At 68.2% G+C, this 19,558-nt stretch carries 17 protein-coding genes and 1 tRNA gene; 10 read left to right on the forward strand and 8 right to left on the reverse strand.

Features of this window, described 5'->3' with window-relative positions:
- Nucleotides 1-43: 43 nt before the first annotated feature.
- A complete protein-coding gene (locus H7F53_RS14160) occupies nucleotides 44-1,045 on the forward strand; it encodes a threonine aldolase family protein (RefSeq protein WP_185680157.1) in 1,002 nt (333 codons plus the stop codon).
- A gap of 20 nt (nucleotides 1,046-1,065) precedes the next feature.
- Nucleotides 1,066-1,956, forward strand: a complete 891-nt coding sequence (locus H7F53_RS14165; protein ID WP_343062083.1) for a DMT family transporter — start codon at nucleotides 1,066-1,068, stop codon at nucleotides 1,954-1,956.
- Here H7F53_RS14165 and H7F53_RS14170 read toward each other — a convergent pair.
- Complete coding sequence (locus H7F53_RS14170; RefSeq protein WP_185680159.1) at nucleotides 1,953-2,738, reverse strand: Rossmann-fold NAD(P)-binding domain-containing protein; 786 nt, start codon at nucleotides 2,736-2,738, stop codon at nucleotides 1,953-1,955. The genes H7F53_RS14165 and H7F53_RS14170 overlap by 4 nt on opposite strands.
- 60 nt (nucleotides 2,739-2,798) lie before the next feature.
- On the opposite strand from H7F53_RS14170, the gene pepN reads away from it, so the two are divergent.
- The 7 genes from pepN (at nucleotide 2,799) to H7F53_RS14205 (ending at nucleotide 9,921) form a co-directional block, all read left to right on the forward strand.
- Complete coding sequence (gene pepN / locus H7F53_RS14175) at nucleotides 2,799-5,417, forward strand: aminopeptidase N (RefSeq protein ID WP_185680160.1); 2,619 nt, start codon at nucleotides 2,799-2,801, stop codon at nucleotides 5,415-5,417.
- A complete protein-coding gene (gene pgeF, locus H7F53_RS14180) occupies nucleotides 5,410-6,174 on the forward strand; it encodes a peptidoglycan editing factor PgeF (RefSeq protein WP_185680161.1) in 765 nt (254 codons plus the stop codon). Before pepN ends, pgeF begins: the two co-directional genes overlap by 8 nt.
- Nucleotides 6,175-6,399: 225 nt before the next feature.
- Entirely contained in the window at nucleotides 6,400-6,978 is a 579-nt protein-coding gene (gene petA / locus H7F53_RS14185) for a ubiquinol-cytochrome c reductase iron-sulfur subunit (protein ID WP_185680162.1), read from the forward strand.
- A 10-nt stretch (nucleotides 6,979-6,988) separates the two neighbouring features.
- Nucleotides 6,989-8,275, forward strand: coding sequence for a cytochrome b (locus H7F53_RS14190; RefSeq protein WP_185680163.1), 1,287 nt, complete (start codon nucleotides 6,989-6,991; stop codon nucleotides 8,273-8,275).
- Nucleotides 8,276-8,302: 27 nt separating this feature from the next.
- Complete coding sequence (locus H7F53_RS14195; RefSeq protein WP_185680164.1) at nucleotides 8,303-9,139, forward strand: cytochrome c1; 837 nt, start codon at nucleotides 8,303-8,305, stop codon at nucleotides 9,137-9,139.
- A gap of 80 nt (nucleotides 9,140-9,219) precedes the next feature.
- Entirely contained in the window at nucleotides 9,220-9,756 is a 537-nt protein-coding gene (locus H7F53_RS14200; RefSeq protein WP_185680165.1) for an adenine phosphoribosyltransferase, read from the forward strand.
- 91 nt (nucleotides 9,757-9,847) lie between these two features.
- Nucleotides 9,848-9,921: transfer RNA gene (locus H7F53_RS14205), tRNA-Gly, on the forward strand.
- A 52-nt stretch (nucleotides 9,922-9,973) separates the two neighbouring features.
- Here the strand turns inward: H7F53_RS14205 and H7F53_RS14210 are convergent.
- The 6 genes from H7F53_RS14210 to H7F53_RS14235 form a co-directional block, all read right to left on the reverse strand.
- Nucleotides 9,974-10,459 (reverse strand): nuclear transport factor 2 family protein, encoded by a 486-nt coding sequence (locus H7F53_RS14210; RefSeq protein WP_246438917.1) that lies wholly within the window; start codon nucleotides 10,457-10,459, stop codon nucleotides 9,974-9,976.
- A 280-nt stretch (nucleotides 10,460-10,739) separates the two neighbouring features.
- A complete protein-coding gene (locus tag H7F53_RS14215; RefSeq protein WP_185680167.1) occupies nucleotides 10,740-12,335 on the reverse strand; it encodes a carboxylesterase/lipase family protein in 1,596 nt (531 codons plus the stop codon).
- Between the two features lies 1 nt (nucleotide 12,336).
- Nucleotides 12,337-12,804: a nuclear transport factor 2 family protein gene (locus H7F53_RS14220; protein ID WP_185680168.1), complete on the reverse strand. Its 468-nt coding sequence runs from the start codon at nucleotides 12,802-12,804 to the stop codon at nucleotides 12,337-12,339.
- Nucleotides 12,805-12,814: 10 nt separating this feature from the next.
- Nucleotides 12,815-15,619 (reverse strand): TonB-dependent receptor domain-containing protein, encoded by a 2,805-nt coding sequence (locus tag H7F53_RS14225; RefSeq protein ID WP_185680169.1) that lies wholly within the window; start codon nucleotides 15,617-15,619, stop codon nucleotides 12,815-12,817.
- 123 nt (nucleotides 15,620-15,742) lie between these two features.
- Nucleotides 15,743-17,434, reverse strand: coding sequence for an alpha/beta hydrolase domain-containing protein (locus tag H7F53_RS14230; protein WP_185680170.1), 1,692 nt, complete (start codon nucleotides 17,432-17,434; stop codon nucleotides 15,743-15,745).
- A gap of 166 nt (nucleotides 17,435-17,600) precedes the next feature.
- Nucleotides 17,601-18,089 (reverse strand): DUF3237 family protein, encoded by a 489-nt coding sequence (locus H7F53_RS14235; RefSeq protein ID WP_185680171.1) that lies wholly within the window; start codon nucleotides 18,087-18,089, stop codon nucleotides 17,601-17,603.
- Nucleotides 18,090-18,436: 347 nt separating this feature from the next.
- Between H7F53_RS14235 and H7F53_RS14240 the strand changes: the two genes are divergently transcribed.
- A complete protein-coding gene (locus tag H7F53_RS14240) occupies nucleotides 18,437-18,988 on the forward strand; it encodes a MarR family winged helix-turn-helix transcriptional regulator (protein WP_185680172.1) in 552 nt (183 codons plus the stop codon).
- Between the two features lie 62 nt (nucleotides 18,989-19,050).
- Here H7F53_RS14240 and H7F53_RS14245 read toward each other — a convergent pair whose 3' ends face one another.
- Nucleotides 19,051-19,509: a DUF3237 domain-containing protein gene (locus H7F53_RS14245; protein ID WP_185680173.1), complete on the reverse strand. Its 459-nt coding sequence runs from the start codon at nucleotides 19,507-19,509 to the stop codon at nucleotides 19,051-19,053.
- Nucleotides 19,510-19,558: the final 49 nt, after the last annotated feature.

The raw sequence follows: 19,558 nt of genomic DNA on the forward strand, positions 1-19,558 counted from the left end.
GCGGCTTGACCCGCCCCGGACTTGCCGCAATCTGCCAGCCTCCATGCAGTTTCTCTCCGATAACGCCGCCGCCGTCCACCCCGCCGTCTGGCGGGCTCTGCAGGATGCCGATGCCCCCGATGCGCCCTACGACGGCGATCGCTGGAGCGCGCGGCTCGATGCGGCCTTCGCCGACCTGTTTGGTCAGCCGTGCACCGCGCTATGGGTGGCGACCGGCACGGCTGCCAATTGTCTGGCACTGGCGGCGATGGTGCCGCCGCATGGCGCCGTGGTCTGTCACCGCGAGGCCCATATCGAGACCGACGAGGGCGGCGCGCCCGGCTTCTACCTGCACGGCGCCAAGCTGCTGCTGGCCGAGGGCGACGGCGCGCTGCTGACCCCGGCCTCGGTCGAGGCCGTGCTCGCCGGCATCCGCCCCGACGTGCACCAGGTCCAGCCCCAGGCGCTGTCGATCACCCAGGCCAGCGAATATGGCCGCGCCTACCGCCCGGCCGAGGTCGCCGCGCTGGGCGCGCTGGCGCGGGGGCGCGGGCTGCGCCTGCACATGGACGGCGCCCGCTTCGCCAATGCCGTCGCCCACCTCGGTTGTAGCCCGGCGGCGGCCAGCTGCGCCGGCGGGGTCGACGCGCTGTCGTTCGGCTTCGTCAAGAACGGCGGGATGGGGGCCGAGGCCGTGGTGTTCTTCGACCCCGCACTGGCGGCGGCCTCGCACCAGCGGCGCAAGCGCGCCGGCCATCTGCAAAGCAAGGGACGGTTCCTCGCTGCGCAGATCCTGGCGCTGCTCGAGCGCGACCTGTGGCTCGACAATGCCCGTGCCGCCAATGCCGCCGCAGCGGAACTCGCCGCGGCCTGTCCCGACCGGCTGCTCCATCCGGTCGAGGCCAACGAGGTCTTCGTGCGCTGCACCGCGGCCGAGCGAGCGGCGCTACGGGCCCAGGGCTTCGGCTTCTATGACTGGGGCGAAGACGCGGCCCGGCTGGTTACCGCATGGAACAGCCCGGCTGCCGCCGTCGGTGCGCTGTCCCGCGCGTTGGCCGCGCTGTGACCGTCACCGGGGCTCGGCCGGTGCCGGCAGCGCGCGGTGGGGCCATCGTTGCGTTCGTCATCGTTTCGGTCGTCTGGGGCTCGACCTGGCTGGTCATCAAGGACCAGATCAGTGTGGTCCCGCCCGCCTGGACCATCACCTGGCGCTTCGTCGTGGCCGGCCTCGGGATGATCGCAGTCGCCCTGGTCCGCCGCGAATCGCTGCGGCTGCCGCCGGGCGGGCAGGCCATGGCGGCGCTGGTCGGGCTGACGCAGTTCGCCGGCAACTACCAGTTCGTCTACCACGCCGAGGCCTATCTCACCTCGGGCGTGGTGGCGGTGCTGTTCGCACTGCTGATGGTGCCCAATGCGCTGCTCTCGGCCTGGTGGCTGGGTAGCGCGGTGACCGCGCGGTTCCTCGCGGGGTCGGCCGTGGCGGTGCTCGGTATCGCCCTGCTGCTCCTGCACGAATTGCGGTTGTCCCCGGCACCCGGCTCGGTCGTGATGGGCACGGCGCTGAGCCTGGCGGGACTGCTCTGCGCCTCCTGCGCCAATGTCGCCCAGGCCACGGAGCGGGCCCGCACCAGCGCGCCTGTGCCGTTCCTCGCCTGGGCCATGCTCTGGGGGGTCGGGCTCAATGCGCTGTGGGCGCTCGCCACGGTCGGTCCGCCGGTGTTCGATCCGCGTCCCGCCTACTGGGGCGGGGTCGCCTACCTCGCGATCCTCGGTTCGGTCCTGCCCTTCCCGCTCTACTTCAACCTGATCCGCGACATGGGCGCGGGCCGGGCGGCCTATACCTCGGTGGTCACACCGATCATCGCCATGGTGCTGTCCACCCTGTTCGAGGGCTATCACTGGAGCCTGCTGGCCGTGGCCGGATCGGTCCTGGCCATGGCCGGGCTGGTCATCGCCCTCGGCGCGCGGCGCGGCTAGCCGCCCGCGGCGAGCACCGCGCGCAGCCCTTCGCGATAGGTCGGATGGGCCGGCGCCCAGCCCAGCACGCGGCGGGCCTTGCGGTTGGTCACCCGGCGGTTCTCGGCATAGAAGGCGCGCGCCATCGGCGAGAGCCCGGCCTGGTCGAGCGGCAGCAGCGGCGGCAGGGGCAGGCCGGCGAGGCGCGCCGCCTCTTCGACCACGGCGTTCTGCGGGCAGGGCAGGTCGTCGGCCAGGTTGTAGGCCCCCGGCGGCCCGGCCAGCCCGGCGATCACCCCGGCGGCCAGATCGTCGACATGGATGCGGCTGAACACCTGCCCCGGGAGGTCGATGCGGTGGGCCTTGCCCTCGCGCAGCCGGTCGAATGGCGAACGGCCCGGGCCATAGATCCCCGGGAGGCGGAAGACGCGCGCTCCGCGCTCCAGCCAGGCGGCATCGCAGTCGGCGCGGGCGCTGCGGCGGCCGGTGCCGGTCGGGGCGGTCTCGTCGACCCAGGCGCCCGCGGCATCGCCATAGACCCCGGTCGAGGAAAGATAGCCCAGCCACCGGCCGGCCAGCGCGTCGCCATAGGCGGCCAGGACCGGATCGCGGCCTTCGCCCCCGGGCGGCACCGAGGAGAGCACGGCCTCGGCATCGGCCAACGCCAGCCGTACCGCGCCGCTGTCGTCGAACGCGAGGGTGCCGCTGCGGCCGGTCGAAAGCACCTCCCAGCCTTGCGCCGCGAGGCGCGCCGCAATCCTGCTGGCGGAAAAGCCCAGCCCGAAGATGAACATCCGGCGCATCGGGTGTTTCCATAGGGGCATGGGTGGCTTTCGGACAAGCAGCCAGTAAAGAAGACTGCCATGGACTTGATGCACACCGACGCCGCGCCGGCCCCTGCCGCCCCGCCCGTGATTCGCCGCGCCGATTATGCCCCGCCCGCCTGGCTGGTGCCCGAGGTGAGACTTGATGTGCGGCTGGGGCTCGATGCCACAACGATCCATGCCGAACTGAGCGTCGAGCGCAATCCCGCTGCCGCGGCCGCCCCGCTCCGCCTCGCCGGCGACGGTCTGGCCGCGCGGGCGGTGACGGTCGATGGACAGCCCAGTCAGGCCTGGCGGATGGACGGGTCCGACCTGGTGATCGACCTGCCGGGATCGGCTCACCGGATCGGCGTGGCAACCGCGCTCAATCCCGCCGCCAACAGCCAGCTGATGGGGCTCTACGCCTCGAACGGGATGCTCTGCACGCAGTGCGAGGCGGAGGGCTTCCGGCGCATCACCTTCCATCCTGACCGGCCCGACGTGCTGTCGGTCTACACCGTGCGGATGACCGCCAACCGTGGGCAGTTCCCGGTGCTGCTGGCCAACGGAAACTGCCTCGGCAGCGGCGACAATGGCGATGGCACCCACTGGGCCGAATGGCACGATCCCTGGCCCAAGCCATCCTACCTCTTCGCGCTGGTTGCCGGCGATCTCGTCGCCACGACCGACCGCTTCACCACCCGGTCTGGCCGCACGGTCGAACTCGCCATCTGGGTCCGCCCCGGCGACGAGGCCCGCACCGGGCATGCGATGCGCAGCCTGATCCACTCGATGCAGTGGGACGAGGAGGCCTTCGGGCGCGAGTACGACCTCGATCTGTTCAACATCGTCGCCGTGTCCGACTTCAACATGGGGGCGATGGAAAACAAGGGGCTCAACGTCTTCAACACCCGCTATGTCCTTGCCGATCCGGAAACCGCCACCGACGGCGATTATGACGCGGTCGAGGGGGTCATCGGGCACGAATACTTCCACAACTGGTCGGGCAACCGGGTGACCTGCCGCGACTGGTTCCAGCTCAGCCTCAAGGAAGGCTTCACCGTGCTGCGCGACCAGCTGTTCAGCGCAGCGATGGGGTCCGAGCCGGTCAAGCGGATCGAGGACGTGCGGGTGCTGCGTGCCGCGCAGTTCCCCGAGGATTCGGGCCCTCTGGCGCACCCGATCCGCCCCGATTCCTACCAGGAGATCTCGAACTTCTACACCGCCACCGTCTACAACAAGGGGGCCGAGGTGATCCGCATGATGCGCACCATGGCGGGCCCGGAGCGGTTCCGCGCCGGCTGCGACCTCTATTTCGACCGGCACGATGGCGAGGCCGCAACCTGCGAGGACTTCGTCTGCGCGATCGAGGATGGCACCGGACTGGACCTGACGCAGTTCCGCCTGTGGTACAGCCAGGCCGGGACGCCCCGGGTGACGGCGCGGCTCAGCCACGATGGCGAGACCGCGACGCTGCATCTCGCCCAGGAGGTGCCGCCGACGCCGGGTCAGCCGGTCAAGCAGCCGATGCCGATCCCGCTGCGCCTGGCGCTGTTCGATCGCGCCACCGGCCGCCATGCCGGAGAGCACCTGATCGTCCTGGATCGCGCCGCGGCAGACTTCACCTTTCCCGGCCACGCCAGCCGCCCCGTGCTGTCGCTCAACCGCGGCTATTCGGCGCCAGTCGCGCTCGACGCGGGTCAGTCGACCGAGGATCTGGTGTTCCTGGCCGCGCACGATGATGATCCCTTCGCCCGCTATGAGGCGCTGCAGAGCCTGATGGTCGGCCATCTCGCGGGGGTCGTCGCCGGCACGCTCGATGCCGCCGCCGCGGCCACCGGCCGCGCGGCGATTGCGGGCGCGCTGGCCGCAGTGCTCGATGATCCCGCGCTCGACGACCTGATGCGCGGCGAGCTGATGATCCTGCCGGCGGAGAGCTATCTCGCCGAGCAGTTCGCCGCGGCCGATCCCGTGGCGATCCGCCGGGCCCGCGAGGCGCTCAAGGGCTGGCTCGCGGGCGAACTGGCCGATCGCCTGACCGCCCTGCACGACCGGGCCGGCGCGGTGCCCTATGCGCTCGATGCCGCGGCGCGCGGTGCGCGCAAGGTCAAGACCCAGGCGCTGGTCTATCTCGCCGCGGGCCTGCCCGAGGAGGCCGCCCGCCGCGCCGCCGCGCAGTATGACGGGGCCGACAACATGACCGACCGGCAGGGCGCGCTGATGGTGCTGTGCGGGCTTGAAAGCCCGCTGCGCGAAGCGCGGCTGGCCGATTTCCACGCGCGCTATGCCGGCAACGCGCTGGTCATCGACAAGTGGTTCACGCTTCAGGCGGGTTCCCTCCATCCCGCCGCGCTCGAGCAGGTGCGCGCCCTTGCGGCGCATCCCGACATGACGCTGGCCAATCCCAACCGGGTGCGGTCGCTCTACATGGCCTTCGCCGCCAATGCCGGGGCGTTCCATGCCGCGGACGGCGCCGGCTACCGGATTATCGCCGACCTGATTCTCGCGCTGGATCCGCTCAATGCCCAGACCGCCGCCCGGTTCGTGCCCCCGCTCGGGCGCTGGCGGCGGATCGAGCCCGGGCGCGCCGCGCTGATGCGGGCCGAGCTCGAGCGCGTACTCGCCGCGCCACAACTGTCGCGCGATACCTTTGAGCAGGTCAGCCGCAGCCTTGGCTGAGGTCGAGGTCCTCCGCGCCGCGGCGCTGGGCGCGATCCCCCACGGCTTTCTCGGCCGGGCCGGCGGGCTGTCGACCGGGGTGGTCGCCGGGCTCAACGCCGGGCTTGGCGCAGGCGATGAACCGGCGACGGTCCAGGCCAACCGCCAGCGCGCGGTGGCCGCAGTGGCGCCGGGTGCGCGGCTGGTCACGGTGTACCAGGTCCATTCGCCTGACTGCGTGACCGTGCGCGAGCCCTGGTCAGAGGAGGCCCGGCCCGAGGCCGATGCCCTCGTCACCGACCGGCCGGGGCTGGCACTGGGGGTGGTCACCGCCGATTGCGCGCCGGTGCTGCTGGCCGATCGCACGGCGGGCGTGATCGGCGCTGCCCACGCCGGCTGGAAGGGTGCGTTCGGCGGAGTGACCGATGCCACCGTCGCGGCGATGGAGGCGCTCGGCGCGCGGCGTACCGCCATCGTCGCGGCGATCGGGCCGTGCATCGCGCAGGCCAGCTACGAGGTCGATGCGGAGTTTGTGGCGCGCTTCACCCGCGCCGATCCGGCATTGGTGCGGTTCTTCGCGCCGGGCCGCGCCGGCCACGCCCAGTTCGACCTGGCTGGCTATGTCGCCGCCCGGCTCACCGCCGCCGGCGTTGGCCAGGTCGAATGCCTCGGCGCGGACACCTATGCCCAGCCCGACCGGTTCTATTCGTTCCGCCGCGCCACCCATCGCGGAGAACCCGCCTATGGCCGGCAGATTTCGGTGATTTCCCTGCCCTGAAGGACACTCCCCCTGCGGCCCGTAAACGCCTATGGGGACCTCGTAAAAATGCGGTTGGCAGGGCTTGGTTTCGCGTCTATCAGGCCGGCCAAGTCGGGCCGGAGACCGCGTAAACGGCGCGTATCGCGCCACTTTAGGGTCGCCGGTCGTCTCGACCGATTGATATCGATAAGGCGTGGTCCGGCACCAGCCGGTTCGGGCCACCACAACAAGGCAAGGTCAACCATGGCAGATCATGCGGGCACTGAAGCCGTTCTTCCCCAGGGTGCCGAAGGCGCCGGGGAAGGAGTGCGTCGGCGCGACTTCATCAATATCGCCGCGGTCAGCGCCGCCGGTGTCGGCGGCGTGGTCACGCTGCTGCCGCTGATCTCGCAGATGGCGCCCTCGGCCGACGTCCTCGCCGAAAGCTCGACCGAGATCGACATCAGCGCGATCCAGCCGGGCCAGGCGATCAAGGCGATCTTCCGCAAGCAGCCGGTGTTCATCCGCAACCTGACGCCGGCCGAGATCGAGGACGCCAACAAGGTCGATGTCGGCTCGCTGCGCGATCCGGAATCGCTCAAGGACCGCACCAAGGAAGGCAAGGAAAACTGGCTGATCACCATGGGTGTCTGCACCCACCTCGGCTGCGTCCCGCTGGGCGCCGGCGAGGGTGAGGTGAAGGGCGAGTTTGGCGGCTACTTCTGCCCCTGCCACGGTTCGTCCTACGATACTGCCGCCCGCATCCGGAAGGGACCGGCTCCGAAGAACTTGATGGTTCCGGAGTACGCGTTCACCTCCGACACCATCGTCAAGATCGGCTGAGGTCACCACCATGAGCTTCCCCTGGGCCAACGAATACAAGCCTGGCAATCCGCTGACGCAGTGGCTTGACGAAAAGCTGCCGCTGCCGCGGTTCGTCTACAACGCCGTCGGCGCCGGCTATCCGGTGCCGCGCAATCTCAACTACGCCTGGAACTTCGGCGTGCTCGCCGGCTTCTGCCTGATGCTGCAGATCGTTACCGGCGTCGTTCTGGCCATGCACTACGCGGCCAATGCCGGCGTGGCCTTCGACTCGGTCGAGCACATCATGCGCGACGTGAACTGGGGCTGGATGCTGCGCTACGCGCACGCCAACGGCGCCTCGGCCTTCTTCGTGGTGGTGTACATCCACATTTTCCGCGGCTTCTTCTACGGGTCCTACAAGGCCCCGCGCGAGATGATCTGGCTGCTCGGCGTGGTCATCTTCCTGCTGATGATGGCCACCGCCTTCATGGGCTACGTGCTGCCCTGGGGCCAGATGTCGTTCTGGGGCGCCAAGGTGATCACCGGTCTGTTCGGTGCGATCCCGCTGGTCGGCGAGCCGATCCAGGTCTGGCTGCTCGGCGGCTTCGCCCCCGACAATGCCGCGCTGAACCGCTTCTTCTCGCTGCACTTCCTGCTGCCCTTCGTGATCGCCGCGGTGGTGGTCCTGCACATCTGGGCGCTGCACATCCCGGGCTCGTCGAACCCCACCGGGGTCGAGGTGAAGAACGAGAGCGACACCGTCCCGTTCCACCCTTACTACACCGCGAAGGATGGGTTCGGGCTGGGCGTGTTCCTGCTCGGCTACTGCACGATGCTGTTCTTCTTCCCCAACGCGCTGGGCCACCCGGACAACTACATCCCGGCCAACGCGATGAGCACCCCGGCGCACATCGTCCCCGAATGGTATTTCTGGCCGTTCTACGCGATCCTGCGTGCCTTCACCGCCGACTTCCTGATCATCCCGGCCAAGCTGATGGGCGTGCTCGCCATGTTCAGCGCGATCCTGGTGTGGTTCTTCCTCCCCTGGCTCGACCGTTCGCCGGTCCGCTCGGGCCACTTCCGCCCGGTGTTCAAGAAGTTCTACTTCGCGCTGGTGGTGGACGTGCTGGTGCTCGGCTACTGCGGTGGCGCTCCGGCTGAAGAGCCCTACGTGATGATCAGCCAGATCGCTTCGATCTACTACTTCGCCCACTTCCTGATCATCCTGCCGATCGTTTCGGCGATCGAGCAGCCCGAAGCTCTGCCGTTCTCGATCACCGAGGCAGTCCTGGGCAAGGATGAATCGGCCACGCTCGCCCCGGCGGCGGCACACTGAGCCGCAGCGAGACGGAAAGAGACCATCATGATCCGTATCATCTCGATCCTCGTCGGAGCGTTCTTCTCCGCCGCCCTCCTGTGGTCCTTCGGCACCGGCGCGGCCTCGTTCATCAAGGAGCCGCCGGCAGCCACGGCCGAGAAGCTGTTCCACGAGCACCCCAAGGCGATCCACTTCGCCTCGGACGGCGCCTTCGGGAAGTTCGACAACCAGCAGCTGCAGCGCGGCTTCAAGGTCTACAAGGAAGTCTGCGCCAACTGCCACGCGCTGAAGCACGTCGCCTTCCGTGACCTGAAGGCGATCGGCTACAACGACGATGAAGTGAAGGCCATCGCCAAGGGCTTCCAGATCCCGGTCTACAACCCGGCGACCGGCGAGCTGAACACCCGCGAGGGCCTGCCGACCGACCGCTTCCCGCCGGTGCTCTACGCCGGCCAGGGCAATCCGCCGGATCTCTCGCTGATCACCAAGGCGCGTCATGGCGGCGGCGCCTATGTCGCCTCGCTGCTCACCGGCTATGCCGAGCAGGCCGGCTACAAGAACGCGAAGGGGCAGGAACTGCTCAAGCTGTTCCCGGATGCGAAGACTCCGGACGGGCTCTACTTCAACCCCTACTTCGCCAACCTGAACCTCGCCATGCCGGCGCCGCTCGCGGCCGACGACCAGGTGACCTACACCGACGGGACCAAGGCCACCGTGGCGCAGATGTCCGAGGACGTGTCGGCGTTCCTGATCTGGACGGCCGAGCCCAAGCTCGACAAGCGCAAGCAGACCGGCTGGGCCGTGGTCGGCTTCCTGCTGTTCGCCACCGCGCTCGCCTACATGGCCTACCGCAACATCTGGGCCGGCAAGAAGGGTCACTGACCCTTCCCCGTACCCCGGACACGCCCACCAGAGGCCCCTCGCATCAGCCGATGCGGGGGGCCTTTCCCATGGAGCCGCCCATGACCCCCGATGATCTCAAGCAGCTGGTCCGCACGATCCCGGATTTCCCCCAGCCGGGCATCCTGTTCCGCGACATCACCACGCTGATCGGCCATGGAACCGGCTTTGCCCGCAGCATCGACCATCTTGCCGAACGGGCCGCCGCCTGCGCGGCCGACGCGATCGGCGGGATGGAGGCGCGCGGTTTCATCTTCGGCGCCGCAGTCGCCGCACGGCTCGGGCTCGGCTTCGTCCCGGTGCGCAAGCCGGGCAAGCTCCCGGTCCCCACCCTCGGGATCGATTACGCGCTGGAATACGGCGCCGACCGGCTGGAGATCGATCCTACGGCCATCTCTCCCGGGCAGCGCGTGGTGATCATCGACGACTTGATCGCCACCGGCGGCACGGCCCTCGCTGCCACGGCGCTACTCCGGCAGGCCGGGGCCTGCGTCGACCATGCGCTGTTCGCGATCGACCTGCCCGATCTCGGCGGTGCCGACCGCCTGCGCGCGGCCGGGGTCGCGGTCTCGACCCTCATGGCCTTCCCCGGGCACTGAACATCCCGGTCTTGCTGGACCGACGCGGCGGCAATCCCGCTTGACGAGCGACCCGTGCCGGTGGCAAGCGCACGGCCTGCACCACGGTGCTGCGGGTATAGCTTAGTGGTAAAGCTCCAGCCTTCCAAGCTGGCTATGCGGGTTCGATTCCCGCTACCCGCTCCAGCCCTGCGGGGCTGTCATCCTCCCTCACACATCACTGCCGGGACAGGTCAGCCTATTCTGCCTTGGCGGGCATCGGCGGAATCTCCGCTCCATCCCAGTGTTCATCGGCCCGGCCGTCAACGAACCGCCACATGTCGAACCAGGTCGTCGTATAGCTCCGGGAGGGATCGCGCGGATCCTTCATGTCCCGTACGAAACTGACCACGACAAAATCGCCTTCGGCCACCACCGCGACCACCGGGGATGTCATTCGCGCCGGGATCGGCTTGATTGGCAAACCCCACTGCTTGACCGCTTCCAGCAATCTGGCCCGGCCGGAGGCGACGAGCGGATTGTGCTGAATGTACCGCTCGGTCAGGTACGTTTCGGCGAGTTCCCAATGCCCCGCCTCGAGCAGATCGCGCACGATGTGCAGCGCAGCCTGCTTGTTGCGATGGAGCTTCGGGTCGGGGCTGGTGAACAGAGCCTCCTTGTCGGTCGCCGGCAGCACGGCGTCCTGCGCCAGCGCTGGCGCAGGCAGTGCGAGGGCGGCGGCCATTGCCAACCGGGCAAGCCATTGGGGCAGCGAGGTTGTCGTACAGGATCGGGTCATCGTCAGGCGGGCCTCCCCTTGCGGTTTCGAGCGAACGGGCCGGTTTCTGATAGGATCGCCACCGCCGCGCAAGCGATAGCGCCCACCGCGGGACCCTGGCCCCCGGAGTGGCCACGTTCGGCGAATGTCGGCGAGATGATGGCCAGACACGGGGAGAAAACTCCTGTCAGCATGACATGCGGCGGTGGTCCCGGCGGGCGGCCCGGATGACCCGACGGCGACCGGTTCACGCGGATGGCAGCACCCGGGCGAGCAGCTGGCGTTCGGCGCTCCCGGGGTCGCCGACAACGCGGCTCGGCCGGTCAAACAGCATGGTTTCCCGCCGATCCACCGTATAGGCCGGCCAGACCAGCCTGCGCCAGCCCGGACGGCCATGGTGCGCAAAGCGGAGCCAGGCGCGGCTGATCTGCTCGGACAGGGCGAAGGCGTCGGCACCCCCGCCATTGAGCCCGGCATCCTCGCGCACGTTCCGAAACGCCAGTGGCACCTCGATCCCGTGGGGCGCCTTCATGCGCCCGCCGAATACGGGACACTGCCAGTCGACCCGGTACATGAAGGTCGGCGCCCGGCCCAACGCTTGCCGTTTTTCGGCCATGTCGATCGAATTGATTCGCGTCGGAACATCGGCCGTGATCAGCGTGTAGAGATCCCAGGGCGACGCCATCGGATGGATCCGGCGATACCCCTCAAGCACCTCCGGCACGGCATTGCCCAGCCACGGCTGAAGCCGCGCCCCAAGCTCGGTCGCGGTCATCTGATCGGCGTTTGGCTCCCACATCAGCGAAACCGCCGCCATTTCCTGGCGGGTGCTGCCGAGCACGAGCGGAACGTCCGCCGACAGTTCCAGCGAATCGATCGGATGCCGGGGGATGATCTGTCCGTCGACCACCGGCGAGAAGCGCGCGGGCAGTCCCCAGAGCTGGCGCGGCGGGGCGGCCCAGACCGCGGCAAAGCCGGCGATCAGCCGGTCCAACGGCGCGGTTTGCAAGGCGCGGATGTCGCCCCGGGGCACGCCCATCGCGGCGAACAGGCGCTCGGTGTTGGTGGCCGCCTGCGCCGGCTTGAGCAGCCGCGGGCCCTGCCCGCTCTGGATGATCGCCCGGTGAAACAGGCCCTTGGCCGACGGCATCGCCATGAGCGTGGAAATCTTCTGCCCGCCGCCCGAATAGCCGAACAGGGTGACCATGCCGGGATCTCCCCCGAACGCCGCGATATTGTCCCGCACCCAGCGCAGCGCCAGCTCGATGTCGAGCATGCCCAGGTTGGCGGATTCGGCGAAATCGGGATCATCGAAGTGGGTGAAGCCGAGCACGTTGAGGCGGTGGTTGAGGCTGACGACGACGATGTCGCCGTCCCGTGCGAGGTTCGCGCCGTCATGCACCGCGGTCGCTGCCGAACCCGAGACGAACCCGCCGCCGTGGAGCCAGACCATGACCGGGCGACGGGCGCTGTCGGTGGCTGGGGTCCAGACGTTGAGGACCAGGCAATCCTCGCTGCGCAGCGGCTGCATCGACAGGTCGGATGCGACCAAGGCATAGGGATGATCACTCCGGGCAGGTGCCCGTTGCGGGGCGTCCGCTCCCCAGCCCAGGGCATCGCGCACTCCCGGCCATGGCGATGGAGGCACTGCGCGGCGGAACCGTTCAGCCGTGCCATAGGGAACGCCCAGGAAGGTGCGGATGCCTGCTCCGGTGAAGCCCCGCAGCTTGCCACTCGCGGTCTCGACCACCGGCCCGAGCAGGCGCTCCGCCCGCGCCAGCCCCGGGAAGGCTGCCGCGGTGGCCGTGGCTCCGGCACAGGTCAGAAAACGGCGACGCTGCATGTCACTGTTTCGCCCGCACCACGCTGGTGCCACCGATGCTGCCGCGGATGCTGACGATATGACCGTCCCGCAGGCCGTAGTAGACCGTTCCCCGGGTCACGATCGCATCGCCCTTCATCAAGGTGCCCGAGGGCATGTCCACCCCGTCCCGCGTGGCGAGTAGGTGGGTCGACAATTCGGCCGCCATCAGCCCGCGGTCATTGTCGATCACCACGGTCGAGGCGGTGACCGTTTCTTTCAATTGGAGCCGGATCTGGCGATAGAATGCGATGATGGCGTCCCGGCCCCGCAGCGTTCCGAACTTCGGATCATGCTCGAACACCACCTCCGGATCGTAGATGTCGGCATAGCGTTCGTCGCCGGCGTTGAAGCGTGCGAGGTACTCGGCATAGGCAGCCGGGGTCATTTCCGGCGCCGCGACCGCAGGGGTCGCGGCGGCCACAAGAGCGGTCAAGGCCAGCAGGCGCATCGGCAACCTCCTAGAACCGGAACCGCGCGCCGGCCGTGAAGGCGCGGCCCACCTGGTCGAACAGGATGCCGTTGGTGGCGGACGAGGCCCCTGGTGCGATGGGCGGATCGGTGTTGAACAGGTTGTTCACGACAACGTAGAGTTCCATCACGCCGTCGCCGAATGCCGGGATCGACTGGGTGATCGACAGGTTGGTGTAGAAACGCGAAGGGACGCTGTTGTCGTCGCTGCTGTTGGGCAGGCTGACGTTGTAACCCGGCTCGTCGGGCCCGATCAGCAGCACGTCGTAACGGCCTTGGCCGATGAAGCGGTTCTGGACCGTGATGCTGGTGCCACCCTTGCCCGCCCAGGTGAGATAACTGGTGAGCTGGAAATGCGGTACACCCGGCCCGGCGCCGAAGTTGGGATTGCCGGTCTGTCCTGCCAGATCGACCACCGAGTTCGTCGCCACGAAGCGGGTGGCGAGCTTGTCCACGTAGGTCGCCAGCCCCTTGAAGCTCAACATCCCGCCCGCCAGCTGATGCCGGTAGTTCAGCTCGAAATCGATTCCCCGGGTCTGCAACTGGTTGAGGTTGGCGAAGGTGTCGGAGATCAGTGTGATGGCGTTGGTCGAATCGCGCGTGACCCGGGCGCAGTCGGAGGCCGAACCACGTTGGCATTGCAGCAGGATGTTCGTCGCCCCGGTCGTGGCGATCACCCCCTTTACGCTGATGTCGTAGTAATCGACCGAAAGGAACAGGTCGCGCACCGGGTTGAGCACCAGCCCGACCGTGGTGGTGTCCGCGATTTCCGGCCGCAACAGCGGATTTCCGCCGGTCCGCGTCGGGACCAGCACTTGCCGGTTGTTGTTGAGCGGGTCGGTGACCGAGATCTGGCCGTTCACCAGCGGCGAGAACAGCTCGCTGACGTTGGGCGCGCGGATGTCACGGGACCGGGTGGCCCTGAACCGCAACAACGAGGCGGGTTGCCAGACGCCGCCCACTTTCCAGGTCGTGACATTGCCCGAGGTGGAGTAGTGCGTGCGCCGTACGGCACCGTTCAGGGTCAAGGCCTTGGCGAACGGCAGGTCGGCCAGCAGAGGGGCATTGAGTTCGGCGAAACCCTCGGTGACTGCGATACTGCCGGCGACGTTCGAGCCGTTGAAGGTGTAGAATGCCCCCGCCAGCGAGAGCGGGTCGGCGGTCGCCCGGAACGTGTCCTTGCGGTACTCGCCACCGGCCGCGAGCGCCAGCGGACCGCCGGGTAGCCGCACGAGATCGCCCCGCACTTCCGCTGCCGCGACATCTTGCCGGATGGTCTTGTCCTGTTGTGACGTGCCGGTCACGAAGGCAGCGGCGGCCGCGCTGAAGTTGCCGTAACCCAGCGGGTTGAAGGGCTGGCAACCGTTGCTCTGATTCCGGCAGATCACGGTACCCCCGGGGCCAGCCACGGCGTCGACCGCCTGCCGCAGACGCGCCGGGATCAGGTTGTTGAACTGTTGCTCCTTGTAGGTGGTCTCACCGTGCTGGAAATAGGCGTTCCAGTGCCAGCGATCGGCCAGGTCGCCCTTGATGCCGCCAACCACCCGGAACGTCGAAGTTTCCGAGCGCCCAAGCGAATTGCCCAGATCGTTCAGGGCTTTGCCGATGCTGATCGAGCCTGCCGGCCCGATCGCCGCGCGAACGCTGGCGGGCAGGAAGGGATTGTCGCCGCGCAGAACCAGCCCGCCGCCGGTGAACAGGCTGAAGCGCCCCTGCGCACCGACGTTGCGTCCCGTGATCGAGCCATACGACAGGTCGATGTAGGGTTGCACGGCGTCGGACAGCACGAACTCGGCATGCCCGTAGGCCGAATAGCGCCGGTACTGGCCCGCCATCAGAGGGCCCTTGAAGAAGGCGTTCTCGCCCGCACCGGTCCCGCCGGACTGGAAGAACCCGCGGTACTGGCCTGCCACGAACGGAACCAGCGACTGGCCATCGGCGCTGAACTGCTGGTCGTTGAGTGGTCCGCCGACGATCAGGCCATTGGCCGTGAGGAAGCCGGTACGACACCCCGGGACAATCAGGTTGGCGGGCTTGGTCGGGTCGACGAAGTTCGCCAGCTGACAGGACTCGGTCGCGCTCCAGTCGCGCGAGTAGTAGTCGCCCTGACCGCCGTTCTCCTCATACTCGGCTGCAGCGATCACCTTGCCTCGCCCATCGGCGAAGGCGGTGCCCCCGGCCAGCGAGGCATTGAAGCTGTCATTGTCGCCCGCCTGCGCAATCCCGCGCTGGATCTGTCCGCGCCAGCCCTTGAGGTTGGTATCTGTCACCAGATTGATGACGCCGGCCACCGCATCGGAGCCGTAGGCGGCGGAGGCACCGCCGGTGACGATCTCGGAGCGGGCGATGATCGCGCTGGGGACCAGGGCCAGATCGACCGAAGCGCGCGATGTGGACGGAACGAAGCGCCGTCCATCCACCAGCACAAGCGTGCGCGAAGCGCCCAGCCCCCGCAGGTTGGCGATGCGCGATCCGATGTTCTGCGGGCTAAGGGCAAAGGTCTGCGTCGGTGACGCGCTATTGAGCAGTGAGGGGAGCTGCAGCAAGGCATCGCCGACGTTCGGAATGCCCAGCGCCCGGATGACCGACTGATCCAGCACGGTGGTCGGCGCGGGCATGGCCGCGCCCGGCGCCACGGCGACCCGCGAGCCGGTGACAATGATCTCTGCGGCCTCGGCCTCTGTCGAGCCGGCGGCCTGTGCCGAGGCCTCGCTCGCGGCGATGGCCAGGCTGGCGGCCAGAACGGCCAGGCTGGTTGCGAACAGACGACGTTTGTGCGCGTTCAACAAGATCATCACTCTCTCCCTTATAAATGCGCACCGTTCTTTGCGGTACAATTGATTTTTTGTTATGCCAGAAGTCAGAAATTCAAAGATTTATTCTAAAATTTATGAATTAACTGAAGTCTTGATTGATCGTTATGCCGGTCCATCGGAGGCAAAATTGCCACGGCTTGAGTTTTGTCGTGGCGCGGTGATGGAAGGGTCTGGGATGGCCGCTTGTCCGGGCGAGGGCAGCGCCATCAACTGGCGCATCGTCGCTGCCGCCTGGTCGGCCAGCTCCTGGCCGTCTGCCGGCTCGATCCAGCGTCGGGCGACGGTCCGGCGGATACTGGCTCGAACCTGGTGGAGCCAGGCCTGGGGCGTGCCATAGATCGCGTCGAGTTCGGCCCGCGTGAAGGATTGGCGATAGCCCCACAGTTCGCAGATTCCGGGGCCGGTCATGCGATGCCGATAGCGGGCCAGTGGAACATCGACGTGCGGAGTTCGGACTCCGCCCAGCGCATTGCCGAAGCGATCCAGCGCGACTGCTGCTCCATCCTGGCTCGGATCGCGCACCGCGATGCGTTGCCCACGTGGTGGTGCGATTCCGCTGCGGGACCAGCGATCGAGGTTCCGGAAGGCTCCGCGCAGCAGGGCAGGCAAGGGTACGTCATTGCCTGGCATGGCGCGTTCGGCACAGTCATCCGACGAACCGAACCGGGCTCCACTGGTCTTGGCTGCGTCAACCGGGGCCGGCTTGCCGGCATCGCCACCGGCGTGGATGTGCGATGAGCCGGCCACCTCGTAACCTCGGAACAGGTCCGGCTTCCTGTCGCTGTCAGGGCGCCGCCGCAGGGTTCGAATCTCGCTTTCCGAAACCATGACCATCAGCGGAACGCCGATCGGACCCGGCGTCTGGCGTGGATCACCGGCGGGGATGGGCGCGGCACATTGATGGATCGGGGTGCTGGGCCGGGTGGCAGTGGCAGCCAGAAACCCATCGTACAGGGGCTTGCCGTTGCCCCCGAGCGCGGTCGGATGAATGGCTGCGGCATAGGTCAGGACGAAGGCGCCTGACTGCGAGTAGCCCGTCATGTACAGCCGCGACACTTTGAGGCCGCGCAGCGGGCCGGTGCGATCCCGCTGCTTGGCCAGGGCGCCCACCTGGCTGAGCACGTCCCAGATGAGGCCGTTTTCGGTCTGCGGCGTCGATTCGGCCGGCAGCCCCCCACGGGGCAGTGGCAGGCGGCTCTGGTCACAGGTCTGCGATCCGGACAGCGGGTTGGGGAAGCCGAGAGCCGCATAGCGGACCGGGTCGAATTGCTTGAGGCTCTCGATCGCCACGGGCTTCACGGTCACGCCGATCCAGACGTCGCCATGGCGCAGGTAGGTCGGGTAGACGGCGCCCCACATGATCGGCAGATCATGCCGCAGCGAGGGATTGAGCGGCTCGACGACCACGGTCCCGCTGAAGCGCCTGGCCCTGGCCGGGCGGCGCACGAGCAGGCGGGTCACATAGGGGCCGCGGGCCAGGGCGGTCAGCCGTCCCACTGCCGGCCAGGCGAGCACGCGGGCCTCGCCGCTGATAAAGTACTCCTCCTCGATGTAGCCACGGGCCGCAAGGTCGACCGGCTCGACAGCGCGGTCGGCGGCTCCCCACGGCACGGATGTGGCCGTGACCGGGATCGCGGCCGAAACCCGGGGCGGCACGATCCGTTGCGCCGTGACCGCCCTGCCCACCGGGGCGATGTTGCCGGGCTCGCCGGACAGCGCGGCGGCCGGCAGGGGCGCGGCAAGCACCAGGCTTGCCGCCACCCAAGGTTCAAGGGTGCGATGGGATCGCTGCACTGGCTGGCCCTCTCTCTCACTGTGACTGAAGACAGACCGTCCCATCCCGAAGGCGCCCCGGGGCAAGCCTTCAGCCGAAGTCGCGTGTTGCCTGATGCGTTACCGCAGGGGCTGCGATGACCGTTCGGGAGCGATGGCTACCGCCGCCCGAAACTGGACGCCGCGGTCACCGCACAACGAAGTAGTGAATTCTGTTTCCGCCCGGGGTCTTCTCCGCCACGCCCACGAACACGTGGCGCGCCAGCCATTCGTGGCGGCCGGCCGGCACCTCGAACTTGGGGGTGACGCGCATGTAGTACTCGGTGTCGGCCACGGCTTCCTGGCGCTTCATCCGCTCCATGGCTTCGGCACTGCCCCACCGATAACCGCGGTTCTGGAGATAGACCGGGGTGCCATCGTCGAGCTCCAGCAGATAGCGCGCATCGAAATCGATCACGCCGTCCGCACGCTTCAGCGCCCAGTCGCCCCCGCTCATCGGTACGACCTTGCCGTTGATGAGGCCCTGCACCACGCCGCTTGCGGCATAGACGGCCACACGATCCTGTCCGGTGAACGAGGGCGTCAGGTAGGTCGCGCGGGTCAGGGTGACGCTGATGGTGAAGGCATAGTCCAGCCGCGGAGCGGCCGGATGGGCCGGCAGGGGCTGGGTCCCCACCGGAGGTGTCGTGCCTGCGGGAGGACGAGCCGCAGCTTCGTCGACCTGCGCCGGTCGGACATCTTGCCCATCCCTGCGTGGCCCTGCGGCCGATGGCGCGGCGCCGACGGGGCAGACTGCCCATAGGGCAAGTCCGGCCAGCCAGATGCGCCGCCAACCTCCATTGATCCTGCTCGCCATGCGTGCCACCCTTTCGGCTGCGGAATGCCGCTGCCTTGCCGTTCATTGAGTCATCAATGGATTCTTGATAACTCAATGAAATTGACGATGCAAGCCTTTTGGCTCATGGCGATGGGATGCCCGGATCCTGAGTGCCCGGGACGAGCGAAGGCGCAGGAAAGGAGACAATGAACGATACGTCCGACATGAGCGAACAGGCCCGCGAGGACGCCGCGATCGATGCAGCAGAGCTGAAGGGCTGGCATATGCCGGGCCTCGACTTCCCGCTGATCCGGCTGGTGCTGATCGCCAAGGCCATGGACCGGCTTAACCAGCGGTCGTTGGCCGATCACGCGGGCATGACCATGGCGGAATGGCGGGTCCTCAGTCGGCTCGCCCCCGGTGCAGGGGCCACGGTGCGGGAGATCGCGGAACTGGCCTGGGCTGACCGAGCCGAAGTCAGCCGGGCTGCCAGTGCGCTGGAGCGCCGCGGCTTGCTCGCGCGCCGCGACAACCCGCGCGACGGCCGGGCGCCGTTGCTCTATTGTACCACCGCGGGCATGGCCGAGTATCACCGCGTGCGCCCCTTGCGTGCCGCGCACTACGACTGGATGGCCGGAAATCTCGATGCGGCGGAACGGGCCGAGTTCGACCGCTTGCTGACCAAGCTCATGCTGCGCATCGCCAGCGCAGCGGACCCGGATGCGCCGTCCCGCCCGGGTGTGCCTGCGCAGGGCTGAGCTCTGCGGCCCCGCGCGCCGGGTGAGGTTTGGCCCCGCAGACGCCTGATGGACCATTTCCGTTATCCGACCTCGTAGAAGCGCACCGTCACGGACTTGGCAAAGCGGGCGCCGGTGCAGAGGAACAGGCTGCGGTTGAGCCAGTCATAGCGGCCTGCCGGTGCGGTGAACCGGGGTGCAGCGCGGAAGTAGTAGCTATCGGGATCGACCGCTTCCCCGGCTGCCAGCCGTTGCATGACCTCCGGCGGACCGTGCCGCATGCCGTGGTTGCGGCACTCCAGCAGGACCCCGTCATCGGTCTCGAGCAGGTAATGCGCATCGACGATCGTCACGCCGTCGTTACGGGTGGTCTGCCAGTCATGCCCGGCCAGCACGCGCCCGCGCAGCCTCGGTCCGGCAAAGGGGCCGCCCGCCAGGATCGGGACGACCCGCGCGAGGCCGGCCGGGGTCGGCCCGATCTCCACCGGTGCGGCCAGCTCGCCGGTTGCCTCGAACAGGAAGGTCAGCCCCGGCTCTTTCATGCGCTCTCTCCCGGCGGCGGCCCGAACCGTTTTTTGGGCTTGCCATGAC

Source organism: Novosphingobium piscinae (genome assembly GCF_014230355.1).
GTDB classification, from domain to species: domain Bacteria; phylum Pseudomonadota; class Alphaproteobacteria; order Sphingomonadales; family Sphingomonadaceae; genus Novosphingobium; species Novosphingobium piscinae.

Excerpts from the sequence above, each read along its gene's own strand:
- pepN (WP_185680160.1), top strand. The coding sequence starts at position 2,799 with ATGGACTTGATGCACACCGACGCCGCGCCGGCCCCTGCCGCCCCGCCC.
- H7F53_RS14160 (WP_185680157.1), top strand. The coding sequence starts at position 44 with ATGCAGTTTCTCTCCGATAACGCCGCCGCCGTCCACCCCGCCGTCTGG.
- H7F53_RS14210 (WP_246438917.1), bottom strand. The coding sequence starts at position 10,459 with ATGGCCGCCGCCCTCGCACTGCCTGCGCCAGCGCTGGCGCAGGACGCC.
- H7F53_RS14190 (WP_185680163.1), top strand. The coding sequence starts at position 6,989 with ATGAGCTTCCCCTGGGCCAACGAATACAAGCCTGGCAATCCGCTGACG.
- H7F53_RS14170 (WP_185680159.1), bottom strand. The coding sequence starts at position 2,738 with ATGCGCCGGATGTTCATCTTCGGGCTGGGCTTTTCCGCCAGCAGGATT.
- H7F53_RS14225 (WP_185680169.1), bottom strand. The coding sequence starts at position 15,619 with ATGATCTTGTTGAACGCGCACAAACGTCGTCTGTTCGCAACCAGCCTG.
- petA (WP_185680162.1), top strand. The coding sequence starts at position 6,400 with ATGGCAGATCATGCGGGCACTGAAGCCGTTCTTCCCCAGGGTGCCGAA.
- H7F53_RS14215 (WP_185680167.1), bottom strand. The coding sequence starts at position 12,335 with ATGCAGCGTCGCCGTTTTCTGACCTGTGCCGGAGCCACGGCCACCGCG.
- H7F53_RS14200 (WP_185680165.1), top strand. The coding sequence starts at position 9,220 with ATGACCCCCGATGATCTCAAGCAGCTGGTCCGCACGATCCCGGATTTC.
- H7F53_RS14195 (WP_185680164.1), top strand. The coding sequence starts at position 8,303 with ATGATCCGTATCATCTCGATCCTCGTCGGAGCGTTCTTCTCCGCCGCC.
- H7F53_RS14245 (WP_185680173.1), bottom strand. The coding sequence starts at position 19,509 with ATGAAAGAGCCGGGGCTGACCTTCCTGTTCGAGGCAACCGGCGAGCTG.
- H7F53_RS14220 (WP_185680168.1), bottom strand. The coding sequence starts at position 12,804 with ATGCGCCTGCTGGCCTTGACCGCTCTTGTGGCCGCCGCGACCCCTGCG.
- H7F53_RS14240 (WP_185680172.1), top strand. The coding sequence starts at position 18,437 with ATGAACGATACGTCCGACATGAGCGAACAGGCCCGCGAGGACGCCGCG.